The organism is Streptomyces sp. NBC_00236 (assembly GCF_036195045.1).
GTDB lineage: Bacteria > Actinomycetota > Actinomycetes > Streptomycetales > Streptomycetaceae > Streptomyces.
In genome coordinates, this window is record NZ_CP108100.1 from 2,414,240 (window position 1) to 2,434,543 (window position 20,304).

Genomic DNA, 20,304 nt, shown 5'->3' on the forward strand with positions numbered 1-20,304 from the left:
CCCGGCTCCCAGTCTGGGGGCATGACCAGCACCGCGACTGCCGCCACCGCGACCCACTGCCCGTACTGCGCGCTGCAGTGCGGCATGAATCTGCGCCCGGTGGCCGGTGACACGGCCGTCGAGGTGGAGGAGCGCACCGACTTCCCCGTGAACCGGGGCGCGCTGTGCGGCAAGGGCCGGTCGGCGCCCGCCGTGCTCTCCTCCGCGGTGCGGCTGACCGGGCCGCTCGTACGCGATCCGGCGAGCGGGCAGCTGGAGCCGGCCGGCTGGGACGAGGCGCTGGCCCGTGTCGCCGAGGGGCTTCGGGGGACGCGCGCGGAGCACGGGGCCGATGCCGTGGGGGTCTTCGGCGGCGGCGGGCTCACCAACGAGAAGGCGTACGCGCTCGGGAAGTTCGCCCGGGTGGTGCTCGGCACCTCGCAGATCGACTACAACGGGCGGTTCTGCATGTCGTCGGCGGCCGCCGCGCACCAGCGGGCCTTCGGGCTCGACCGCGGGCTGCCGTTCCCGCTGGAGGACATCCCGCGCACCGGGTGCGTGATCCTCGTGGGGTCGAACCTCGCGGAGACGATGCCGCCCGCGCTGCGCTATCTGACCGAACTGCGGGAGAACGGCGGCCGGCTGATCGTCATCGATCCGCGCCGCACCAGGACCGCCGAGCAGGCGGACCTCCATCTGTCCCCCCGGCCCGGCACCGATCTGGCGCTCGCGCTCGGCATGTCGCACCTGGTGGTGGCGCAGGGGCGGGTGGACGAGGACTTCGTACGGGAGCGCACGAGCGGCTGGGACGAGGCGCGGGCCGGGGTGATGGCCCACTGGCCCGAGCTGGTGGAGCGGCTGACCGGGGTTCCGGTGCCGCAACTGCGCGCGGCCGTCGAGATGTTCTGCGAGGCGGACAGCGGCATGGTGCTCACCGCGCGCGGGCCCGAGCAGCAGTCGAAGGGTACGGACACCGTCGGCGCCTGGATCAACTTCGCGCTGGCCACCGGGCGTGCGGGCCGGCCGCTGTCCGGCTACGGATGCCTGACCGGCCAGGGCAACGGACAGGGCGGTCGTGAACACGGCCAGAAGGCCGACCAGTTGCCCGGCTACCGCAAGCTCACCGACCCGGCGGCGCGCCGTCATGTCGCGGGGGTGTGGGGGGTCGATCCCGACTCGCTGCCGGGGCCGGGGCGCAGTGCGTACGAGCTGCTGGACGCGCTGGGTACCGAGGTTCGGTCGCTGCTGGTGATGGGGTCGAACCCGGTGGTGTCCGCGCCGCACGCGGGGCACGTGGAGGAGCGGCTGCGGTCGCTGGACTTCCTCGCGGTCGCCGATGTGGTGCTGTCGGAGACGGCCGCGCTGGCCGATGTGGTGCTGCCGGTGACGCAGTGGGCCGAGGAGACGGGGACCACCACGAACCTGGAGGGCAGGGTGCTGCTGCGCCGGCGTGCGGTCTCCGCGCCCGAGGGTGTCCGCAGCGATCTGGACGTGCTGCACGGGCTGGCCGGTCTCCTCGGGCACGGCAAGGGGTTTCCGGCCGACCCGGCGGAGGTGTTCGACGAGCTGCGCCGGGCTTCGGCGGGCGGCCCGGCGGACTACGCGGGCATCACGTACGAGCGGATCGCGGCCGAGGACGGGGTCTTCTGGCCGTGCCCGGACACGGAGCACCCCGGTACGCCGCGGCTGTTCCTGGACCGGTTCGCGACGGACGACGGGCGGGCCCGGTTCGTGCCGGTCACGCACCGGCCGTCCGCCGAGGAGACGGACGCGGAGTATCCGGTGGTGCTGACCACGGGCCGGGTCGTCGCCCAGTACCAGTCGGGGGCGCAGACCCGCCGGGTGGCGGAACTGAACGCCGCGGCCCCTGGCCCGTTCGTGGAGCTGCATCCGCGCCTCGCCGAGCGGATCGGGGTGGCCGAGGGCGAGCCGGTCGCGGTCACGTCACGGCGCGGGCGGGCGGTGGCACCCGCCCGGATCACCGTGGCGATCCGGGCGGACACCGTGTTCATGCCGTTCCACTGGGCCGGTGAGGGCCGGGCCAACACGCTGACCAACCCCGCCCTGGACCCGGTGTCGAAGATGCCGGAGTTCAAGGTGTGCGCGGTGCGGGTGGAGGCGGGTGCTGCCCCTCAGAGCGAGGTCACCGGCGCCGTCTCCGCCGACACCCAGCCCAGGTAGCGGGCGCTGCCCCGGAGCACCGGCAGGGCGATGATCTCCGGGGTGTCGTAGTCGTGCGCCTCCTGGAGGTACGCCTCCAGTTCGTCGTACCGTTCGGCGGTCGTCTTGAAGAAGAGCTGCCACTCCTCGGTCGACTCGATGGCGTTCTGCCACCGGTAGACGGAGGTGACGGGCGCGGAGATCTGGACGCAGGCGGCGAGCCTGGCTTCCACCGCGCCCTGCGCCAGGAGCTGGGCCTTCTCCTCGCTGTCCGTCGTGGTCAGCACGGTCAGCCATGCGGGCGGTGTCACGTTCGGTCTCCTCGGGTCGGCAGCGGGGTCCTGCTCCCGATTGTCGGCCGGTTGAGGGCGCCTCGCAGTCAGCCGCCGTACGGATGGGCGGCCCTGGCGCCCCTCAGCGCCCGTCCCCACCAGACCAGTTGGTCCAGGAGGGACTTCGCCGCCGCGTCGGGGCCGACCGGGTCGCGGTGCCTGCCCTCGTCGTCGAAGAGTGCGCCGGCGTTGTGGAAGGAGACGGTGTCGCGGATGGAGACGGCGTGCAGTTCGGCGAAGACCTGACGCAGGTGCTCGACCGCGCGCAGACCGCCGGAGACCCCGCCGTAGGAGACGAAGGCGACGGGTTTGGCCTGCCATTCGGTGAAGTGCCAGTCGATGAGGTTCTTGAGCGGGGCGGGGTAGGAGTGGTTGTACTCCGGCGTGATGACGACGAAGGCGTCGGCGGCGGCCAGCCGGCCGGCGACCTCGGCCAGTACGGCCCGGTCCTCCGGGCCGGGACGACGGGAGAGGGCGGTCGGAAGGTCGAGTGCGGCGACGTCGAGCAGGTCGGTCTCGATGCCCGGGTGGCCGTCGGTGCGGGAGCGGAACCAGCCGGCGACGACGGGCGCGAAGCGGCCCTCGCGGTTGCTGGCGAGGATGACGGCGACCTTCAGAGGGGCGGTCTCGGGCGGAGCGGTGGCCGTGTTTCCGGCTGTGGTGAGGTCCATGCCAAGAGGTTCGTACGTCAACCATGGTTGAGGTCAAGCGGTCGCTGCCGGCCCGTCCGCCGCACGTGTCGGCATACGGTGGAGGGCATGACGACTCCAGCGGCCGCACCCCTCCCCTACGCCGAGTTCGACGGGCATCCGGCCACCGAGGACGACCTGCGCACGGCCGCCTTCTTCGGCTACGGCCATTTCACGGCCATGCAGGTCAGGGACGGCCGGGTGCGGGGCCTGGGGCTGCATCTGGAGCGGCTGGACTCCGCGAACCGGGAGCTGTTCGAACTCCCCCTGGACGGCGGCCCGGTACGGGAACTGATCCGGCACGCGCTGCGGAGTGCGGGGACCTCCGACGCCTCGGTGCGGGTGCAGGGACTGCGGCCGCCGGGCGCGGCCACGACGACCGTCATGGTCACGGTGCGCGGGCCTGCCCGGATGGACCCGGGCCCGGTCGGCCTGAAGTCCGTTCCGTACGCGCGCACCGCGCCGCACCTCAAGCGCCCCGGCGAGTTCGGCCAGACGTACTACGGGGAGCTCGCCCGCAGGAGCGGCTTCGACGACGCCCTGCTGACCCTGCCGGACGGTGCGGTGACCGAGGGCGCGATCACCAACATCGGCTTCTGGGACGGAACTTCGGTCGTCTGGCCGCAGGCGCCCGCCCTGCTGGGCATCACCATGGCGTTGCTGGAACAGGAGTTGCCCGGCGCGGGCGTGCCGTCACTGCACCGGCCGGTGAACCTGAACGGACTGGGTGCCTACCGGTCGGCGTTCGTCACCAACTCGCAGGGCATGGCACCGGTGGCCCGGATCGACGACACCGAGTTCACGGTCGACGAGGAGCTGATGAAGCGGCTGGCGGCAGCGTACGAGGCCGCCCCCCGGGACACCCTCTGACCCACGGAACCCAGGCGGTCCGGCCGCGAGAATGAACCATGGAACCCGCACAGCACCCGACCGAAGGGCCTCCGTCCCGCATGCAGATCCACATCGAGGGCTCCCGCCTGCCCGGCCGCGACTGCGAGCCCGGCGGCGACTTCGCCGGCCGCGAGAACATCCACGTGGGCGTCCAGCGCAAGGACCGGCCCGATGAACTCCTCGGGCTGCACCCCGGCGACGCCCCCGCCGCCCACTGGACCCTGGACTGCACCACCGCCACCGGCCCGGTCGGCATCGAGGTGAGCGGGCCGTACGTGCAGAACCGGCTCGGCGGGCGGTTCGTCTACCTGTCGTGGGGCACGGTCGACGGCGACGGGCTGTTCTCCATGTTCCGGCGGGCCAAGCTGATGTTCGCCGACATCGACGGGGACACCCTCGAAGCGGCCGTGCGCTCCGGGCACCTCACCGCACGGCTGCCGCTGTCCGACGCCCAGGGGCAGCCGCTCTGCGCGAGGGTCCGGCCGCCCGTCATCACCTGGTCCGCCACCGCGCCCGGCTGAGGGTGCCCGCCGCCGCACCCGGCCGAGGGGCGCCCGACCGCACAGGAAACCGCCCCCACCGGGCCCAGGGGGGGTGGGCCCGGTGAAGGCGGTGGCCGGGGCGGTCGTGCGCAACCGTCCCGTGGGGGGTGTGCAGCGTGTGCCCGCGGACACCCGGGTCATGCATGTGACGTACGCCACTTTCGCATCGGCGGGCATCACCCGATCGGCACCGGGCACCGAAGGACGGACTCCCCGCCCCACCATCACCGCTGTGACCTGCGCGCATGGGCGGTGGCAAGGAGGCGGTGCCGGTCCGGACGGGTGAATGCTGACTCGGTGTCAGCAGGCATGGATGGCGGGAGGGCCGTTAGCTCGGACCCAGGACACACCAGCCCGCGCCGTCCCCGCTCGGAGGAACCCCCCATGCGCAGTCCTGCTCGCCTCGTGACCGGCACCGCCGCCGCGGCCCTCGCCGCTGCCGCGCTCGGCCTCAGCGCCGCCGCCCCGTCCGCGTACGGGGATGAGCTCGGGCCATTGGAGATCACGCCGGCGAGTGCCGCCCCGGGGTCCACGGTCACCGTGAACACCACCGCCTGCGGCAGCGACACCGGCGCCACCGGTGACGCCAGCGCCCTGGACGCCTCCGAGTTCGCGCTGGCACCGGCCACCCTCAAGGAGGTCCTGGCCGGTTCGTTCCAGGTGCCGGGCACGATCGAGCCTGGGCCGTACAGCATCGACGTGGCCTGCGAGAACGGCAAGCGGGCCACCGGGGAGATCGAGGTGAAGGCCGCGGGCACCGCGGGCAAGGAGGGTGCCGCGGTGTCCTCCGAGGAGGACTCCCCCGCCGGTGCCGGTCTGCCCTCCGACCTGTACGACTCCGAGGAGTACGACACCACCGGGCTCGACGAGGCCGAGGCCTCCGGAGCGGCCCTCGTGCCGGACGCCCCCGCACTCCCCGGACGCTCCACGCCCACCGCGCGCCCGACCCCGCGCCCGACCCCCTCGGGACACGAGAGCGGCGGATACGAGACCCCCTCCGGCCACCGCACCTCGGCCGCGCCCACCGCCCCCACGGGGCATGTGAAGACCGGTGTCGGCGGCAGCGTCGGGCCGGACACCACCCAGATCGCGGCGGGAGCCGGCGTACTCGCCGCGACCGCCGTAGGCGGAGCCTGGCTCCTGCGTCGCCGGGCGAGCGGCACGCAGGACGGCAGCTGACGGAGACTTCCACCTCTCCGTACCGCCAGGTTTCCGTCCCGGTGGCCCCGCGCCACCGGGACGGAACCCTTCCCTCTCCCCCGGAGGACGACCGTGACCAGGAAGGCCAAGGGCTGGCTGCTCGTCGTGGCGGCGCTGGCCGGCCTCTGGCTGATCCGGAACGGCGCCGACACCCGGCTGACCCCACCGGCCCCGGCCTCCGCCGACGCCTTCGCCGCCGGTCCCGGACTGCTGCCCGGATCACCGGTCGCCGACCCGCTGCGGCCCTCCGCGCCCGTCCGCATCACGATTCCGGGCATCCGGGTCGACGCCCCGATGATGCGGCTCGGACTCCGAGCGGACGGCAGCCTCGACGTACCTCCGGCCGGGAACACCGACATCGTCGGCTGGTACGAGGGCGGCCCGCCGCCCGGCGCCAAGGGCACCGCGATCGTCGCCGGTCACGTCGACAACGCCGAGGGCCCGTCCGTCTTCTACGACCTGGGGTCGATGAAGAAGGGCAGCACCGTCGAGGTGCTCCGCCAGGACGGCCGCACCGCCGTCTTCTCGGTCGACGCGATCGAGGTGTACGAGAACGAGGACTTCCCCGACCGGCGGGTGTACGGGGCCTCGGAGCACGCCTCGCTGCGCCTGATCACCTGCGGCGGCGGGTACTCGCCGTCGACCGGCTACGAGGGCAACGTGGTGGCGTACGCCCATCTCACCGGGGTGCGCTGAGAAGCCCTGCCGCGCTCAGGCCTGCCACTGGTCGAAGGCGAGCTTCGCGACCAGCGAGAAGACCACCACCAGCAGCACCCCGCGGACGAACTCGCTGCCCTTGCGCAGCGCCATCCGCGCCCCGAACAGGCCGCCCGCCAGGTTGAACACCGCCATCAGCGCGGCCAGCTGCCACATCACGTTGCCCTGGTACGCAAACATCGCCAGGGCCCCGCCGTTGGTGCAGACGTTGACGATCTTGGCGGTGGCGGAGGCCGTCACCAGGTCGAGGTGGAGCACCGCCGTGAGCGCCAGCACGAGGAAGGTGCCGGTGCCCGGTCCGAACAGCCCGTCGTACAGGCCGATGCCGCCGCCCACCAGGACGATCGCGGTGACGGTGCGGGCCCGGGTCACCCGGGGCGCCGTGCCGTCCTCGGCGGACCGGCCGAACTGGGGCCGCAGCATCACGAACGCGGCGACGGCCACCAGCACCACCATGATCACCGGGCGCAGCACCTCGCTGCTGATCCCGGCGGCGAAGAAGGCACCGGTCATCGATCCGGCGAGCGCCGCAAGACCGATCCGCAGCGCCGTGCCGACCCTCACGGGCGCCTTGCGCACATAGGTGACGGCGGCGCCCGAGGTGCCGACGATCGCGACGGCCTTGTTCGTGCCGAGGATCTGGGCGGCCGGGACGTGCGGCAGTCCGAGCAGCAGCGCGGGCAGCAGCAGGAGTCCGCCGCCCCCGACCACGGCGTCGATCCAGCCGGCCGCGGCTGCGGCGAGGCAGAGCACGACGAGGGTGGTCAGGGTGATGTCAGGCATGATCGCGACCCTAGGGAAACGGTACGTGTCCCGTCCAACCATCCCGGAATTCTTGAGCCAATTCTGAGCTCGGGGCCGTCAGCGGCCCTCACAGGCACGTTCCGCGGACGCTGAGCGCAAGGTTCCTCCCGGGAAACAGAGGGGATCCGGACGGGTAACACCCCCCGGTCACGCTTCCTGTCATGAGGACACGGACGGAGAACACGGCGCGGGTGGTGGTGATCGGCGCCGGGATGGCGGGCGCACGCCTGGCCGCCCGGGTGCCCGATGTCACCGTCATCGGCGAGGAGTCGCACGCCCCCTACAACCGGGTGCTGCTGGCCGAGGTGCTGGCCGGGCGTTATCCGGCGGACGTGATCGCCCTTCCCCCGGCCGAGGTCAGGCGCGGGGTGCGGGTGGTGCGGATCGACCGGGACGACCGGCTGGTGCACTGCAACGACGGAAGCGTCGTGCACTACGGGCGGCTGGTGCTGGCGACCGGATCCAATCCGGTACTGCCGCCGCTGCGCGGGCTCGGCAACACGATGCCGGACGGGGTGCACGCCTTCCGCACCCTCGACGACTGCATGGCGCTGCGCGCCTCGGTGCGGCCGGGGGTGAGCGCGGTCGTCATCGGCGGCGGCCTCCTGGGCGTGTCGGCGGCCCGGGCGCTGGCCGAGTGCGGAGCCCAGGTGGTGCTGGCCCAGCAGGGCGAGCACCTCATGGAGCGGCAGCTGGACGCGGAGTCGGCCGGGTTGCTGCGAAGCCACCTGGAGTCCCTCGGCGTCGAGGTGCACACCGAGTGCCGGGTCCGCGGGCTGCGCTGCGCCGATGGTGCGGTCCGGGCCGTGGAACTGGCCGACGGTTACGAGCTGGCGGCCGAGATCACCGTGCTGGCCTGCGGGGTGCGTCCCCGGACGGGCCTCGCGCAGGCGGCCGGTCTGGAGGTCCGCAAGGGCGTCGTCGTCGATGACGAGCTGCGGACCTCCGACCCGTACGTCCACGCCGTGGGCGACTGCGCCGAGCACCGCTCCACCGTGTACGGGCTCGCGGGCCCGGCGCTGGAGCAGGCCGATGTGCTCGCCGAGGTCCTGGCGGGCCGGCCGGCGCGTTACGAAGGCACCCGGGCCCTGACCCGGCTGACGCTCAACGGCCCGGCCGATCCCGGTACGGCATCGCTCGACCTCGCCGCCTTCGGCGACTCCCGGCCGCTGCCCGGCGACGACGTGATCCGGCTGGCGGACGCCACCCGGGGCGCGTACCGCACCGTCGTCGTCCGCGGCGACCGGCTGGCCGGCGGTGTGCTGCTCGGCGATCTCGCCGCGGTCGGCACCCTGGCCCGCACCTGGCAGGACGACGCACCGCTCCCCGCCGAAACGTCCCTGCTCCACCTGCTCACCAACGACGGAGGCTTCTGAGATGCCGGTGTCCACTTTCCCGACCGCCCACACCTCCACCGCAGCAGCCGTGCCGACCATCGTGGTCGTCGGGCACGGAATGGTCGGCCAGCGGTTCCTGGAGGCCCTCGCCGACCGCGGGCTGACGGCCACCGCCGGCACCGCCCGCGTCGTCGTCCTGTGCGAGGAGCCCCGCCCCGCCTACGACCGGGTGCAGCTGACCTCGTACTTCTCGGGGAAGACGCCCGAGGACCTGTCGCTGGTCGAGCAGGGCTTCATGGAGCGGCACGGCTTCGAGCTGCGGATCGGTGACCCCGCCGAGTCGCTGGACCGCGAGGCGCGCACGGTCACCGGCCGCTCCGGCGAGACCTTCCGTTACGACACCCTGGTGCTGGCCACCGGCTCCTACCCGTTCGTCCCGCCCGTCCCGGGCAAGGACACCGAGGGCTGTTTCGTCTACCGCACGATCGAGGACCTCCTCGCGATCGAGGAGTACGCGAGGACGGCGACGACCGGCGCGGTCGTCGGCGGCGGGCTCCTCGGACTGGAGGCGGCGGGCGCGCTGAAGGGCCTCGGACTCGACACCCACGTGGTGGAGTTCGCGCCCCGGCTGATGCCCGTCCAGGTCGACGAGGGCGGCGGCGCGGCGCTGCTGCGCACCATCGAGAACATGGGCCTGACCGTCCACACGGGCGTCGGCACCCAGGAGGTCACCGCCGGCGAGGACGGCTCCGTGAACGGGATGTCGCTCTCCGACGGCTCCTCGCTCGCCACGGACCTGGTGGTCTTCTCGGCCGGTGTCAGGCCCCGCGACCAGCTGGCCCGGGACTGCGGTCTCGCGGTCGGGCAGCGCGGCGGCATCATCGTCGACGAGGAGTGCCGCACCTCCGACCCGGCGGTCTTCGCGATCGGCGAGTGCGCGCTCGCCTCCGACGGCCGGGTGTACGGCCTGGTGGCGCCCGGCTACGAGATGGCGCAGACGGCCGCCGAGGTGATCGCGGGCAAGGAGGCGTCGTTCACCGGCGCCGACCTGTCGACGAAGCTGAAGCTGCTCGGTGTGGACGTGGCGTCCTTCGGTGACGCCCACGGCACCTCCGAGGGCTGCCTGGACGTCGTGTACGCGGACTCCCGCTCCGGCGTCTACAAGAAGCTGGTGATCGGCCAGGACGGCACGCTGCTCGGCGGGGTGCTCGTCGGGGACGCCGACCAGTACGGCACGCTGCGCCCGATGACGGGCACGGTCCTGCCGGTCGCCCCCGAGCAGCTGGTGCTTCCGGCCGGCGCGGGCGGCCCGGTGACCCTCGGCCCCTCCTCGCTGCCCGACGAGGCCGTGATCTGCTCCTGCCACAACGTCACCAAGGGCGCGATCTGCGAGCACACCACGCTGCCCGAGGTGAAGAAGTGCACCAAGGCCGGTACCGGCTGCGGCAGTTGCGTCAAGGTCATCGGCCAGCTGCTCCCGCAGAGCCAGGACCGGGGCCTGTGCGGGTGCTTCTCGTACACCCGCAGCGAGCTGTACGAGATCGTCCGCACCCTGGAGATCACGTCGTACGCCGAGCTGCTCGACTCGCACGGCCGTGAGGCGGCGCGCGGGGGTGAGGGCTGCGAGGTCTGCAAGCCCACGGTCGGCTCGATCATCGCCTCGCTGGCGCCGACGGTCGGCGCGAGCGGCTATGTCCTGGACGGTGAGCAGGCCGCCCTCCAGGACACCAACGACCACTTCCTGGCCAACCTCCAGCGCAACGGTTCGTACTCGATCGTGCCGCGCATCCCCGGCGGTGAGATCACTCCGGAGAAGCTGATCGTGATCGGTGAGGTGGCCCGGGACTTCGGCCTCTACACCAAGATCACCGGTGGTCAGCGGATCGACCTGTTCGGCGCCCGCGTCGACCAGCTGCCGCTGATCTGGACCCGGCTGGTCGACGCGGGCTTCGAGTCGGGGCACGCGTACGGGAAGTCGCTGCGGACGGTCAAGTCCTGTGTGGGGCAGACCTGGTGCCGCTACGGCGTGCAGGACTCCGTGAAGATGGCGATCGACCTGGAGCTGCGCTACCGGGGCCTGCGCTCCCCGCACAAGCTGAAGTCGGCGGTCTCCGGATGCGCCCGCGAATGCGCCGAGGCGCGCGGCAAGGACTTCGGGATCATCGCCACGGCGGGCGGCTGGAACCTGTACGTGGGCGGCAACGGCGGCGCCACCCCGCGCCACGCGGACCTGCTCGCCCAGGACATGTCCGACGCCGAACTGGTCCGCCTCATCGACCGGTTCCTGATGTTCTACATCCGCACCGCGGACCGGCTGGAGCGCACCTCGACCTGGCTGGACCGGATCGAGGGCGGCCTGGAGCACGTACGGGACGTCGTCGTCCACGACTCGCTGGGGCTCTGCGACGAGCTGGAGCGGCTGATGGCCGACCACGTCCGCGGCTACCGCGACGAGTGGGCCGAGACCATCAACGACCCGGAGCGGCTGCGCCGCTTCGTCACCTTCGTCAACGCACCCGACGCACCCGACCCGTCGGTGAAGTTCGTCCCGGAACGCGACCAGGTCAAGCCCGACCTGGACATCCTCGCGGGCCCGGTTCTCGCCATCCGCACTCTTGAAGGGACCGCCTCCTGATGACGACCCAGACGATGAACGGGACGATGGAAGCCGCGCAGGACACCGGGGTCATCCGGCTCGCCGCCGGGGACGACTGGTTCACGGTCTGCGACCGCTCGCTGCTGACGCCCGGCCGCGGAGTCGCCGCGCTCCTCCCGGACGGCCGGCAGGTCGCGCTGTTCGTGGACCGGGCGGGACGCACGTACGCGATCGACAACCGCGACCCGTTCACCGGTGCGTACGTCCTGTCGCGCGGGCTGGTCGGTTCGGAGGGCGGGCAACCGTTCGTCGCCTCGCCGCTCCTGAAGCAGCGCTTCGACCTGGCGACGGGTGCCTGCCTGGACGACGACGAGGTCTCGGTGCCGGTCTTCGCAGTCCGCGCGGACTGATCGCGGCCCGTTCACCGTGCGTTGACGCTCCGTCAACTGCGTCCCTCTACTGTCCTGACGTTCGACCCGCCGGGACGACCGGACCGGCGGGCCCTCACGTCACCCGTGGAGTGATCGTGGAACGTCGGACCTTCTTGCGCACAGCGGTTGTCGGCGGCTCGGCGGCGGCCTTCGGCGGCACCCTGTGGCGGGGTGCCGCCTTCGCCGGCCCCGCCCAGCCGGCCACCGGCCCGTACGGCGCGCTGCAGGCCGCCAACGGCAACGGCATCCTGCTGCCGAGCGGCTTCACCAGCAGAATCATCGCCCGCTCGGGGCAGACCGTCGCCGGCACCTCGTACGCCTGGCACAGCGCGCCCGACGGGGGCGCCACGTTCGCCGACGGCAGCGGCTGGATCTACGTCTCCAACGCCGAGGTCTCATCGGGCAGCGGCGGCGGGGCGAGCGCGGTGCGCTTCAACTCCTCCGGAACCGTCACCTCCGCCTACCGGATCCTGTCCGGCACCAACAACAACTGCGCGGGCGGCCGCACCCCGTGGAACACCTGGCTGTCCTGCGAGGAGGTCAGCCGCGGATTCGTCTACGAGACGGACCCGTGGGGCGTGAACGCCGCCGTGCAGCGCCCGGCGCTGGGCCGCTTCAAGCACGAGGCCGCGGCGGCCGACCCGGACCACGGGTACGTCTACCTCACCGAGGACGAGACGGACGGCCGCTTCTACCGCTTCCGCCCCACCACCTGGGGCAACCTGTCCTCCGGCACCCTCCAGGTCCTGGTGGCGGGCACCGGCACCTCGGGCCCGGTGACCTGGGCAACGGTCCCCGACCCTGACGGCTCGCCCACCCTGACCCGCTACCAGGTCTCCGGCGCCAAGGTGTTCAACGGCGGCGAGGGCTGCTTCTACGCGGCGGGCACCTGCTGGTTCACCACGAAGGGCGACAACCGGGTGTGGGCGTACGACGCGAACGCGTCCAGCATCTCGCTCGCCTACGACGACTCCCTGGTCACCGGTGGCAGCGCCCCGCTCACGGGCGTCGACAACGTCACCCGGTCCGCGTCGGGTGACCTGTACGTCGCCGAGGACGGCGGAAACATGGAGATCTGTCTGATCACCCCGGACGACACCGTCGCCCCGTTCCTGCGGATCAGCGGCCAGTCCGGCTCGGAGATCACCGGACCGGCGTTCTCCCCGGACGGCACCCGGCTCTACTTCTCCTCGCAGCGCGGGACGAGCGGAAGCTCCTCCGGCGGCATCACGTACGAGGTCACGGGGCCGTTCCGCGGCTGAGCGGGACCCCGGCCGCGTGGCGCCCTCACCGGCGCCGCGCGGCTGCCGCCCCCGCCATCAGGCCGGCTGGCCGCCGGCCTCGACGGCCGCCGGGTCCATCCAGATGACCTCCCAGATGTGGTGGTCCGGGTCCTGGAAGGAGCGGCCGTACATGAAGCCGAGGTCCTGGGTCTCGTTGGCGGGCGATCCGCCGGAGGCGAGCGCGGTGTCCACCAGCTCGTCCACCTTCTCGCGGCTCTCGGCGCTCAGCGCCAGGATCACCTCGGTGTGTGTCGAGGCGTCCGTGATCTCCTTCTTGGTGAAGTCCTTGAAGCGCGGCTCCTCCAGGAGCATGGCGAAGATCGTGTCACTGATGACGAGACAGGCGGTGTGCTCGTCGCTGAACTGGGGGTTGAAGGAGTAACCCAGCTTGCCGAAGAAGCCCTTGGTCGTCTCCAGGTCCTTGACCGGCAGGTTCACGAAGATCATCTGAGGCATGGCCGTCTCGCTCTCTCGGTGGTGTCCCGGTGCGTTGCTCGAACGCGTGATGACAGGTAGACGCCGGGCCCGCCGGGAACTCATCGGCGCCGGACGAAAAATCCTTTCCGCACGGCACCGGACGGAAAACCTCACCCGCCGCACCAGGGCCGGAGGCGGGAGCGGCTCAGGACACGGTGACCGGTGCACCGCCCCGCAGCAGCGAGCCGCCCAGCGGGGTGAGCGTGTGCAGGACCGAGCTGCCGTGGCGCAGGGTGTGGACCAGGCCCGCCTCGCGCAGCACACATGCGTGCTGGCTGGCCGAGGCGAGGGACACGCCGGCCCGGCGGGCGAGTTCACTGGTCGTGCAGCCGTCGCCTATGACCCGCAGGACCGTCGAGCGGGTGTTCCCGAGCAGCCGGCCGAGCCAGGGACCCGGTTCGGCGAAGACCGGGGCGGCGGCATGGGTGACGGGGTAGACGAGCACCGGAGGGAGCAGCGGGTCGCGGTAGACGACCGGGGTGCCGCGGCAGAAGAACGACGGCTGGAGGAGCAGGCCGCGGCCGTCCAGGTGGAGCTCCCGGTCGACCGGGTAGTCCGCCTCCAGTACGGGTGCCCGCCAGCGGATCACCGGCGGGAGCGAGGCGAGCAGCTCTTCGGCGCCGCCGTCCAGGAGTGCGCGGCCTCGGAGGGCACGGTCGGCCTCGACGCTGGCCTGGATGTGCGGCCAGTACGGCTCGACGGCGGCCCGGTGGTAGGCGCGCAGCACGCCGATGAGCCGGCCCAGGGGCTCCGCCCGGCCCTCGCCCAGCGCGTCCAGCGCCACGGGCCGGACCGCCTGCCGGGCCGCACCGCGGCCGCCGGCCGCCGCCTGGGCGCCGAGCACCGCCAGTTCGGCCCGCAGCCGCTCGGGCGGGGTGTCGCGCAGGGCCTCCATTCCCGTGGTGAAGTCCATCGGTTCGGCGCCTTCCCGAGAAGGCGTCAGGAAGTCCGGGAAATAGCCGCGCGGTGGAACCACGGCAGACAGCAGACGTACTTCACCATTCAACCGCGGTCGCGCTTCCGCGCGCCATTTCCCGAACACCGTGGAAGCCCGCCGGTCCCTCAGCCGGTGAAAGCTGAGAATGGTCTCCCATAATGCGTCCGGCCCGGTGGCCATCCGCACCTTGGAAAGGTCCCACCCGGAGACATGGATACGCAACACCGAACCCCACCCCTTGCATCTGCAATTGCCCCCACGTCAGAGTATGCGAAGAGTTACTACACGTCACCACGGGGTTTCGGCCAGAGGTGAAACGTCTCGCCCCGACCCACCGTCACCCGAAAGGCTGTACGACGTCGGGTGCGATTCCGAAGCCACCGGAAGAGCGAGTGAAGGCCGTGGGGGGTTTTGCTCGTTCGGCGGCGGTTGGCGACGGTGCGGCTCCGTACTCGACGGGGGTAAGCCGGGTGCGGTCCGTGGATGGGGATCCATGGACCGCACCCCGGTCCCGTTCCGGCCCATCTCTTTGCGCATTAAACGAAGCAATGAAGTGACGCGGGCATTACAGAAAGCGCTCGCATTCCATGGGAGCCCTGGCCGAAGGGCTGTCCCGCAATTCCTGGTGGATCAGCGCGCGGCGTCAGATGCGGTGCATCGCAAGGCGGAGAGGCGCCCGCATACTGGATGTATTCGGGCGTTTCGTCAACGCGGCGAGGTGCCGTAGCCGGCGTCGCGCGCCCGCCAGGCATTGCGGGACAGCCCTGAGCCCACGCATGACAAGGCGGCGGCACCCCCGCACAGGGTGTATGGCCAGCGTCCTGACCTGGGACGCGGGCCATTTTTCATGCCGCCAGGGCACCGTCAGGGCACATCCGCCAGGGCCGCTTCCATCATGTCGGCAGTGCGGTCCTCCTCCGCCTCCCACAAATGCGTGTAGACGTTCAGGGTGATCGATGGCTTAGCGTGACCAAGCCGCATCTGCACCTGCTTCGGAGTTGCCCCGTTCTTGATGAGCACCGACGCATAGAAGTGCCTCAGGTCATGCAGGGTCGTATCCTTTGGAACGCGCACCTTGCTGCCCGACTTCTCCAAGTAGGCATTCGCCCGACGGACGTTGGTTGCCCACACCTTGGCCCAACTCCCGCGCCGAATGGCCCCGTTGGTCTCGCTGGTGTACAGCAGTCGGGCATGGCGCCATACGGGCTTCCGGGGGTTCGTCCGGTCCTCGATGTGAACCACCTGTGGGGGGAACTCCGCGCGGTGCCGCTTGATCTCGTCGACGACAGACGCCCCCTGAGGAACCGCCCGGTAGCTCTGCTTGGTCTTCGGCTCACCCAAGTACGGCACACCCTTGTCGGGGCCGATCAGCTGCTGCTCTACGGTCACCGTCGCCGCCGGCTCCGCGTCCTCCAGCCCGAACAGCTCCCCCTGACGGAGCCCCGTCGACGCGGCCTGGCGCACCAACGCCCGGTACCGCGGGTTCGCCGTGACGATCAGCGCCTTCACCGCATCCGGGTGAAGTGGGTGGATCTCCGGATAGAACACCTCTGGTGGCTTGAGTCCCTCCCACGGGTACTTCGGGATGATCCCTTCCTGGTGCGCCATCTTCAGGATGCTGGTGCACACGTTCCAGGGGGTGGCGAACGTTGATGGGGAGATGGCCGCCGACCGATCCTTGATCCATGCCCGACCGTCCGCGCTCTGGATGCTGCCAATCCGCCGGTTCCCGAACGTCGGGAAGATGTGCAGCCGCAGCGCCCGCTCGACGTTCGTCTCGGTCCGCTCCCGGTGCACAGCCGTTCCCTGCCAGCGCTCCGCAATAGCCCTGAAGGTCTGCTTGCCGAGCTCCCGGTTGACGAACGTGCCGCCATCGAGTTCGGCCTTCACCTTCGCGGCGCGAGAGTCCGCGGCCGTGCGCTTGTCGAAGTTCTCCTTGCACTGCTTGCCCGACAGGTCTCGGTAGCGGACCTGCCAGCGCTTCCCCTGACCATGATCCGCCCCCGGGTACACATCAGCCGTCTTGGTGCTGTGCTCCTCGCACCGCTCAGCGTCAGCCGGCGGACGAGACAGATGCCACCGGTCATACACCTTCGCCATCGGGGCCACCCTCCAACGCGTCCGACAAGCGCCAGGCCCGCCGGATCCAATCGACCACCTGATCTTCGGAGAGTTCGGCATGGCGGGCCGCCGCCACGCCCGCCATGAGGTGCCGGGACGCCTCGTTCTCCCCTTGCGCCTGCTCCGGTAGGTCAGGGTCGCTCCACTCGGCTTCCGGCGCCTCGGTACGGAAAATCCGCTGATCAGTCCCAGGAAGAGGCACTTCACCTCGCACCCAGGACCGAACCCGAGCGGTCGGCAGCGCCCGATCCGGAGTGACGTTGTACTCAACCTCTGTGAGCGGTACGAGAAGGTGCAGAGGGGACACGTCCAAGACGTAGGCCAGTGCCAACCACTCAGTGAGGGTGACGTTCTGACGCTTCCCCTTCTCCAGGTTCGAGACCGTGAACCGGTCCCACTTGAAGCCTTCATCCTTCATTTTCTGACCCACCTCCGCCGCTGTGAGCCCCTTACGCTTGCGCAGCTCAGAGACCCTGAGGGCCACCGTCCGCATCGGGTCGATTCCTTGGTCGGACAAGCCCACTCCACTCATAGGTGATTTGAATACACCTTAAAGGGCACTTGCGTCACCGGCAACAGTGGTGCACGATTGGGCGCAACTTGACGCCTGACTGCACTTAAAGGTGTAGTCACTTCACCTAGAGGAGAAACATGGGACGGGTCACCCTTCCCCGCGTCACGCTCCCCCAGTCCGCTGGCGCCGACAGGCGCCCCCTCGCCACCACGCCTGACCTCGCCGAGCACTACGGGGTTCCGGTGAAGACCGTTCGCTACTGGCATCAGACGCAGACCTGCGTCGGGCCGCTCATGTTCCGGGTGGGCAAGCACCTCCGCGCCCGCTGGGACGACATCGACGCCTACGACGCCGACCAGGCCGGAGGGCGGAACGCCGCATGAACCAGAACGCAAAGAAGGGCTACCTCGGCAGTAGCCCTTCTCAGGAAGACTCCGCTGTGGGCGGCGCGTCTGCGTCCACCATGCCACAGGGCGACCCCCTGCGGGTACCCGGCCGGCTCGACACCTACCGGTCCCGGTCCCGCAAGTGGCACCGACAGGTCAAGGTCGAGAAGTGCCCCGGATGTGGGCACCCCCACCTTCACCGGGCCCCGCTCCCGCTCGTCCGCTCCGTCCTCAAGAACGCCCCCTGCGGCGCCGTCTACGTGGTGCAGCTCCGAGTCCCGGCGGTGATCGCATGACCCCGTGGGAGAAGGCGCTCCGCAGCGCCCTGTACGCCATCGAGCAGGGCTACAAGGCGTTTCCACTGTCCATCAACAAGACCCCTTCCGTCCGCTCCCCCCACGACAAGGGACACAGCTGCAGGGGGCAGTGCGGCAAGCCCGGCCACGGCGTCCACGACGCGACGACCGACCCCGCATATGCCCGTCATCTCTTCGACCTGTCGCCCCGAGCAACCGGGTACGGCATCGCGTGCGGTGGCCGGATGGTCGGCCTCGACCTCGACCGGAAGAACGGCGTCAACGGCGTCGAGACCGTCAACCAGTTGGCGGCCAAGCACGGGTTCCAGCTCCCGCAGACCATGACGATCTGCACCCCGTCCGGAGGCTTCCACCTGTGGCTGTCCATCCCGGACGGGGTGACCGTCCCGAACTCGGCCGGTCGTCTCGGACTCGGCATCGACGTGCGGGGAACCGGCGGGTACCTGGTCGGCCCCGGCAGCACCGGCAAGGCCGGCGAATACACCCTGCACCCCAAGCTCGGCGAAGTCGACGTCCAGCCCACCCCCGCGCAGCTGCTCAAGCTGATGCTGCCCAAGCCCGCGACTCGTCGGATCCCCCGGGCCGACCCGTCCCCCGTGACGGCAAGCAAGGCTCTTGACGGCCTGGTGCGGGTCGTCCTGAACGCGCCCGAAGGTACGCGTAACGACCGCCTGTACTGGGCTGCGGCTAAGGCGTGGGCTCACGTAGATGACGGGCATATGGGCGCCGCAGAGGTCGAGGCTGCGCTCGTCGAGGCGGCCACCCGGCAGGGACTCACCGCGGGTGAAGCCATGCGGACCGTGGCGTCTGCCCGGCGAGCGGGGGTGACGGCGTGAACGACAGCGACACGGCCGTCCCCGACGGCGAAGACGCGGGCCAGGAGACGGCGACCGAGGAGTGGAGCGACCACCGTCTCGTTCCCGAGGGCGTCCGCATGCCGACGGGCTACAAGATCAGCTATGGCGGGGTGTGGGTCGAAAAGCAGATCGCCAAGGACACGTTCGTCGACCTGCGGGTCGCATGGGCGCCTTTGGTCGTCAGCTCGGTGTACGTCGACCCGATCGGCGACCAAGCCGTCGAGTTGGCGTGGGTCGACCGCGGCCGCGTCGTCACCCGCATCGTGCCCCGCAACGTCGTCCGTCGGGGCCGGGTCCTAGTGGCCACGCTGGGAGACGCGGGCCTGCCCGTCATCGAGGGCGACGCCCGTCTCGTCGAGCGCTATCTCGCCGCGTTCGAGTCCATCAACCAGGGCAAGATCCCGCGCGTCCATCTGGCCCGTCAGCTGGGCTGGCAGGCAGACGGAACGTTCGTCACAGCGCAGGACACCCCTCACAAGGTGGAGGTGAAGTTCGACGAGCAGAAGCCTGCCCTGGCCGCACATCAGCCGGCGGGAACGTTCGCCGGTTGGCAGGCAGCCATCAAGCGCATGGAGTCCTACCCGGCCGCACAGATGGCGCTTTACGCCTGCCTGGCCGCACCGCTGTTGCAGATCGTCGGCGTGAACTCGTTCGCGGTCGACATCTGCGGTCGGTCGACCCGGGGCAAGACGACAGCAGCGGCCGGCGGGATGAGCGCGTGGGCCGATCCGAGCGAAAAGGCTGACGGCCTCTACTCGTGGCGGACCACCATGCTGGCCGCGGAGAAGCGGCTCAACCTCGTCAACGGCCTGCCGGTCGTCTTCGACGAAACCAAGCTCGTACAGAACCCCGAGATGGTCCACGGCCTGCTGTACGCCATCCCGAAGAACCACGGGGCGGCGCGCGGCGGGGGGTGGCCGTCCGGGCTCCCCTGGCGGACCGTCGTCGTGTCCACCGGCGAACAGTCGGTACTCACGTTCACCACCGACCAGGGCGCCGGGGCGCGCGTGCTCAGCGTCAAGGAAGCCCCGTTCGGCACGGACGGGGCGGAGTCGGCGTCGGCAGCCATCGAGGTACGCGACGGCACGGCGGAGAACTACGGAACGGCCGGCCCCCGGTACGTCGAGAAGCTGCTCGACGTCCTGGCCGACAGCGGTAAGCGCACGATCGTCGCCCGCCACAAGGAGCTGACGGAAGCCCACCGGTACGAGAGCGACATGTCGGCCCGCCGGGCACCGTTCGTGGCCTGCCTGGCACTTGCGGCCGAACTCTCCCACCAGTGGGGCATCGTGCCGTTCCCCGCCCCGGAGATGGCCGTGTGGCGGCGCCTGTTTGCCACGGCCGACCAGACCGACAACCGGGGCGAGATGGCCCTCGACGTCATCCGGGAATACGTCGCCTCCCACCGCCGGGAGCTGTGGAGCCCCCACACCCTGAACGACCCGCCGTTTGGTGGCTGGATCGGCAGGGAGATCACGGTCGACGACCGGTCGACGATCGCTCTCCTCCCGGAGCGGATGAAGGAAGTCCTGATGAGGTCCAAGTACGAACTGGACTCCGTCATCCCGAGTTGGCGGGAGAGCGGCGTACTCGTCGAGAGCCCGTCCTACCGGCCCCCGTACCTCCTCGGCCGGAAGCTCAACGGCTCCAAGGTCCGCATGTACGTCTTCAATCCGGACGTCTTCGCTACAGACGCCGAAGACGGAGAGTGACATGTCGACCCGAGCCGCAGAA

General features: G+C 70.9%; 20 protein-coding genes. 13 read left to right on the forward strand and 7 right to left on the reverse strand.

Translation table 11 applies throughout. The features are described 5' to 3' along the window. Positions 1 to 21: 21 nt before the first annotated feature. Positions 22 to 2,160 (forward strand): molybdopterin oxidoreductase family protein, encoded by a 2,139-nt coding sequence (locus OG446_RS10785; RefSeq protein WP_328893819.1) that lies wholly within the window; start codon positions 22 to 24, stop codon positions 2,158 to 2,160. On the opposite strand, the gene cutA is transcribed toward OG446_RS10785, so the two are convergent. Together cutA and OG446_RS10795 are read right to left on the reverse strand one after the other, a co-directional pair. Continuing rightward, a complete protein-coding gene (gene cutA, locus OG446_RS10790) occupies positions 2,112 to 2,450 on the reverse strand; it encodes a divalent-cation tolerance protein CutA (protein ID WP_328893820.1) in 339 nt (112 codons plus the stop codon). The genes OG446_RS10785 and cutA overlap by 49 nt on opposite strands. 68 nt (positions 2,451 to 2,518) lie before the next feature. Then, a complete protein-coding gene (locus OG446_RS10795) occupies positions 2,519 to 3,142 on the reverse strand; it encodes an NADPH-dependent FMN reductase (RefSeq protein WP_328893821.1) in 624 nt (207 codons plus the stop codon). A gap of 87 nt (positions 3,143 to 3,229) precedes the next feature. Here OG446_RS10795 and OG446_RS10800 point away from each other — a divergent pair, with 87 nt between their 5' ends. From OG446_RS10800 to OG446_RS10815, 4 genes are all read left to right on the forward strand, one after another. Next, on the forward strand, positions 3,230 to 4,030 hold the full coding sequence (locus OG446_RS10800; protein ID WP_328893822.1) for an aminotransferase class IV family protein: 801 nt from the start codon (positions 3,230 to 3,232) through the stop codon (positions 4,028 to 4,030). Positions 4,031 to 4,110: 80 nt separating this feature from the next. Further along, on the forward strand, positions 4,111 to 4,572 hold the full coding sequence (locus tag OG446_RS10805) for a DUF5990 family protein (protein ID WP_328898265.1): 462 nt from the start codon (positions 4,111 to 4,113) through the stop codon (positions 4,570 to 4,572). A gap of 405 nt (positions 4,573 to 4,977) precedes the next feature. Then, on the forward strand, positions 4,978 to 5,772 hold the full coding sequence (locus OG446_RS10810) for a hypothetical protein (RefSeq protein ID WP_328898540.1): 795 nt from the start codon (positions 4,978 to 4,980) through the stop codon (positions 5,770 to 5,772). 93 nt (positions 5,773 to 5,865) lie between these two features. Next, complete coding sequence (locus OG446_RS10815; RefSeq protein ID WP_328893823.1) at positions 5,866 to 6,489, forward strand: class F sortase; 624 nt, start codon at positions 5,866 to 5,868, stop codon at positions 6,487 to 6,489. Between the two features lie 15 nt (positions 6,490 to 6,504). Here OG446_RS10815 and OG446_RS10820 read toward each other — a convergent pair whose 3' ends face one another. Next, a complete protein-coding gene (locus tag OG446_RS10820) occupies positions 6,505 to 7,293 on the reverse strand; it encodes a sulfite exporter TauE/SafE family protein (RefSeq protein ID WP_328893824.1) in 789 nt (262 codons plus the stop codon). A 182-nt stretch (positions 7,294 to 7,475) separates the two neighbouring features. Between OG446_RS10820 and OG446_RS10825 the strand changes: the two genes are divergently transcribed. From OG446_RS10825 to OG446_RS10840, 4 genes are all read left to right on the forward strand, one after another. After that, on the forward strand, positions 7,476 to 8,690 hold the full coding sequence (locus OG446_RS10825; RefSeq protein WP_328893825.1) for an NAD(P)/FAD-dependent oxidoreductase: 1,215 nt from the start codon (positions 7,476 to 7,478) through the stop codon (positions 8,688 to 8,690). A gap of 1 nt (position 8,691) precedes the next feature. Continuing rightward, on the forward strand, positions 8,692 to 11,286 hold the full coding sequence (gene nirB, locus OG446_RS10830) for a nitrite reductase large subunit NirB (protein WP_328893826.1): 2,595 nt from the start codon (positions 8,692 to 8,694) through the stop codon (positions 11,284 to 11,286). Further along, entirely contained in the window at positions 11,286 to 11,657 is a 372-nt protein-coding gene (gene nirD / locus OG446_RS10835; protein WP_328893827.1) for a nitrite reductase small subunit NirD, read from the forward strand. Before nirB ends, nirD begins: the two co-directional genes overlap by 1 nt. 116 nt (positions 11,658 to 11,773) lie before the next feature. Next, positions 11,774 to 12,940 carry an alkaline phosphatase PhoX gene (locus OG446_RS10840; RefSeq protein ID WP_328893828.1) on the forward strand — a complete coding sequence of 389 codons (1,167 nt, stop codon included), beginning with the start codon at positions 11,774 to 11,776 and terminating at the stop codon, positions 12,938 to 12,940. A 57-nt stretch (positions 12,941 to 12,997) separates the two neighbouring features. Here the strand turns inward: OG446_RS10840 and OG446_RS10845 are convergent, their stop codons facing one another. The 4 genes from OG446_RS10845 to OG446_RS10860 form a co-directional block, all read right to left on the reverse strand. Then, on the reverse strand, positions 12,998 to 13,417 hold the full coding sequence (locus OG446_RS10845; protein ID WP_328893829.1) for a VOC family protein: 420 nt from the start codon (positions 13,415 to 13,417) through the stop codon (positions 12,998 to 13,000). A gap of 166 nt (positions 13,418 to 13,583) precedes the next feature. Continuing rightward, the gene (locus OG446_RS10850; protein ID WP_328893830.1) at positions 13,584 to 14,600 is read right to left on the reverse strand and encodes an ArsR/SmtB family transcription factor; all 1,017 of its coding nucleotides are present in this window, start codon (positions 14,598 to 14,600) and stop codon (positions 13,584 to 13,586) included. 639 nt (positions 14,601 to 15,239) lie between these two features. Continuing rightward, complete coding sequence (locus OG446_RS10855) at positions 15,240 to 16,475, reverse strand: tyrosine-type recombinase/integrase (protein ID WP_328893831.1); 1,236 nt, start codon at positions 16,473 to 16,475, stop codon at positions 15,240 to 15,242. Continuing rightward, positions 16,459 to 16,989, reverse strand: a complete 531-nt coding sequence (locus tag OG446_RS10860) for a helix-turn-helix transcriptional regulator (RefSeq protein ID WP_328893832.1) — start codon at positions 16,987 to 16,989, stop codon at positions 16,459 to 16,461. The genes OG446_RS10855 and OG446_RS10860 overlap by 17 nt, the downstream gene beginning before the upstream one ends. A 158-nt stretch (positions 16,990 to 17,147) precedes the next feature. On the opposite strand from OG446_RS10860, the gene OG446_RS10865 reads away from it, so the two are divergent. From OG446_RS10865 to OG446_RS10880, 4 genes are read left to right on the forward strand one after another with little or no spacing between them, the layout of a single operon-like run. Continuing rightward, positions 17,148 to 17,393, forward strand: coding sequence for a DNA-binding protein (locus tag OG446_RS10865; RefSeq protein ID WP_328893833.1), 246 nt, complete (start codon positions 17,148 to 17,150; stop codon positions 17,391 to 17,393). Beyond that, positions 17,390 to 17,692, forward strand: a complete 303-nt coding sequence (locus OG446_RS10870) for a hypothetical protein (protein WP_328893834.1) — start codon at positions 17,390 to 17,392, stop codon at positions 17,690 to 17,692. The genes OG446_RS10865 and OG446_RS10870 overlap by 4 nt, the downstream gene beginning before the upstream one ends. Further along, positions 17,689 to 18,549 carry a bifunctional DNA primase/polymerase gene (locus tag OG446_RS10875; protein ID WP_328893835.1) on the forward strand — a complete coding sequence of 287 codons (861 nt, stop codon included), beginning with the start codon at positions 17,689 to 17,691 and terminating at the stop codon, positions 18,547 to 18,549. The genes OG446_RS10870 and OG446_RS10875 overlap by 4 nt, the downstream gene beginning before the upstream one ends. After that, complete coding sequence (locus OG446_RS10880) at positions 18,546 to 20,282, forward strand: DUF927 domain-containing protein (RefSeq protein ID WP_328893836.1); 1,737 nt, start codon at positions 18,546 to 18,548, stop codon at positions 20,280 to 20,282. Before OG446_RS10875 ends, OG446_RS10880 begins: the two co-directional genes overlap by 4 nt. The last annotated feature ends 22 nt before the right edge of the window (positions 20,283 to 20,304 follow it).

Coding starts and splice junctions, on each gene's coding strand:
- OG446_RS10855 (WP_328893831.1), bottom strand. CDS start 16,475: ATGGCGAAGGTGTATGACCGGTGGCATCTGTCTCGTCCGCCGGCTGAC.
- OG446_RS10875 (WP_328893835.1), top strand. CDS start 17,689: ATGACCCCGTGGGAGAAGGCGCTCCGCAGCGCCCTGTACGCCATCGAG.
- OG446_RS10800 (WP_328893822.1), top strand. CDS start 3,230: ATGACGACTCCAGCGGCCGCACCCCTCCCCTACGCCGAGTTCGACGGG.
- nirB (WP_328893826.1), top strand. CDS start 8,692: ATGCCGGTGTCCACTTTCCCGACCGCCCACACCTCCACCGCAGCAGCC.
- OG446_RS10860 (WP_328893832.1), bottom strand. CDS start 16,989: ATGCGGACGGTGGCCCTCAGGGTCTCTGAGCTGCGCAAGCGTAAGGGG.
- OG446_RS10870 (WP_328893834.1), top strand. CDS start 17,390: ATGAACCAGAACGCAAAGAAGGGCTACCTCGGCAGTAGCCCTTCTCAG.
- OG446_RS10820 (WP_328893824.1), bottom strand. CDS start 7,293: ATGCCTGACATCACCCTGACCACCCTCGTCGTGCTCTGCCTCGCCGCA.
- OG446_RS10805 (WP_328898265.1), top strand. CDS start 4,111: ATGCAGATCCACATCGAGGGCTCCCGCCTGCCCGGCCGCGACTGCGAG.
- OG446_RS10795 (WP_328893821.1), bottom strand. CDS start 3,142: ATGGACCTCACCACAGCCGGAAACACGGCCACCGCTCCGCCCGAGACC.
- OG446_RS10825 (WP_328893825.1), top strand. CDS start 7,476: ATGAGGACACGGACGGAGAACACGGCGCGGGTGGTGGTGATCGGCGCC.
- OG446_RS10845 (WP_328893829.1), bottom strand. CDS start 13,417: ATGCCTCAGATGATCTTCGTGAACCTGCCGGTCAAGGACCTGGAGACG.
- OG446_RS10785 (WP_328893819.1), top strand. CDS start 22: ATGACCAGCACCGCGACTGCCGCCACCGCGACCCACTGCCCGTACTGC.
- OG446_RS10865 (WP_328893833.1), top strand. CDS start 17,148: ATGGGACGGGTCACCCTTCCCCGCGTCACGCTCCCCCAGTCCGCTGGC.
- nirD (WP_328893827.1), top strand. CDS start 11,286: ATGACGACCCAGACGATGAACGGGACGATGGAAGCCGCGCAGGACACC.
- OG446_RS10810 (WP_328898540.1), top strand. CDS start 4,978: ATGCGCAGTCCTGCTCGCCTCGTGACCGGCACCGCCGCCGCGGCCCTC.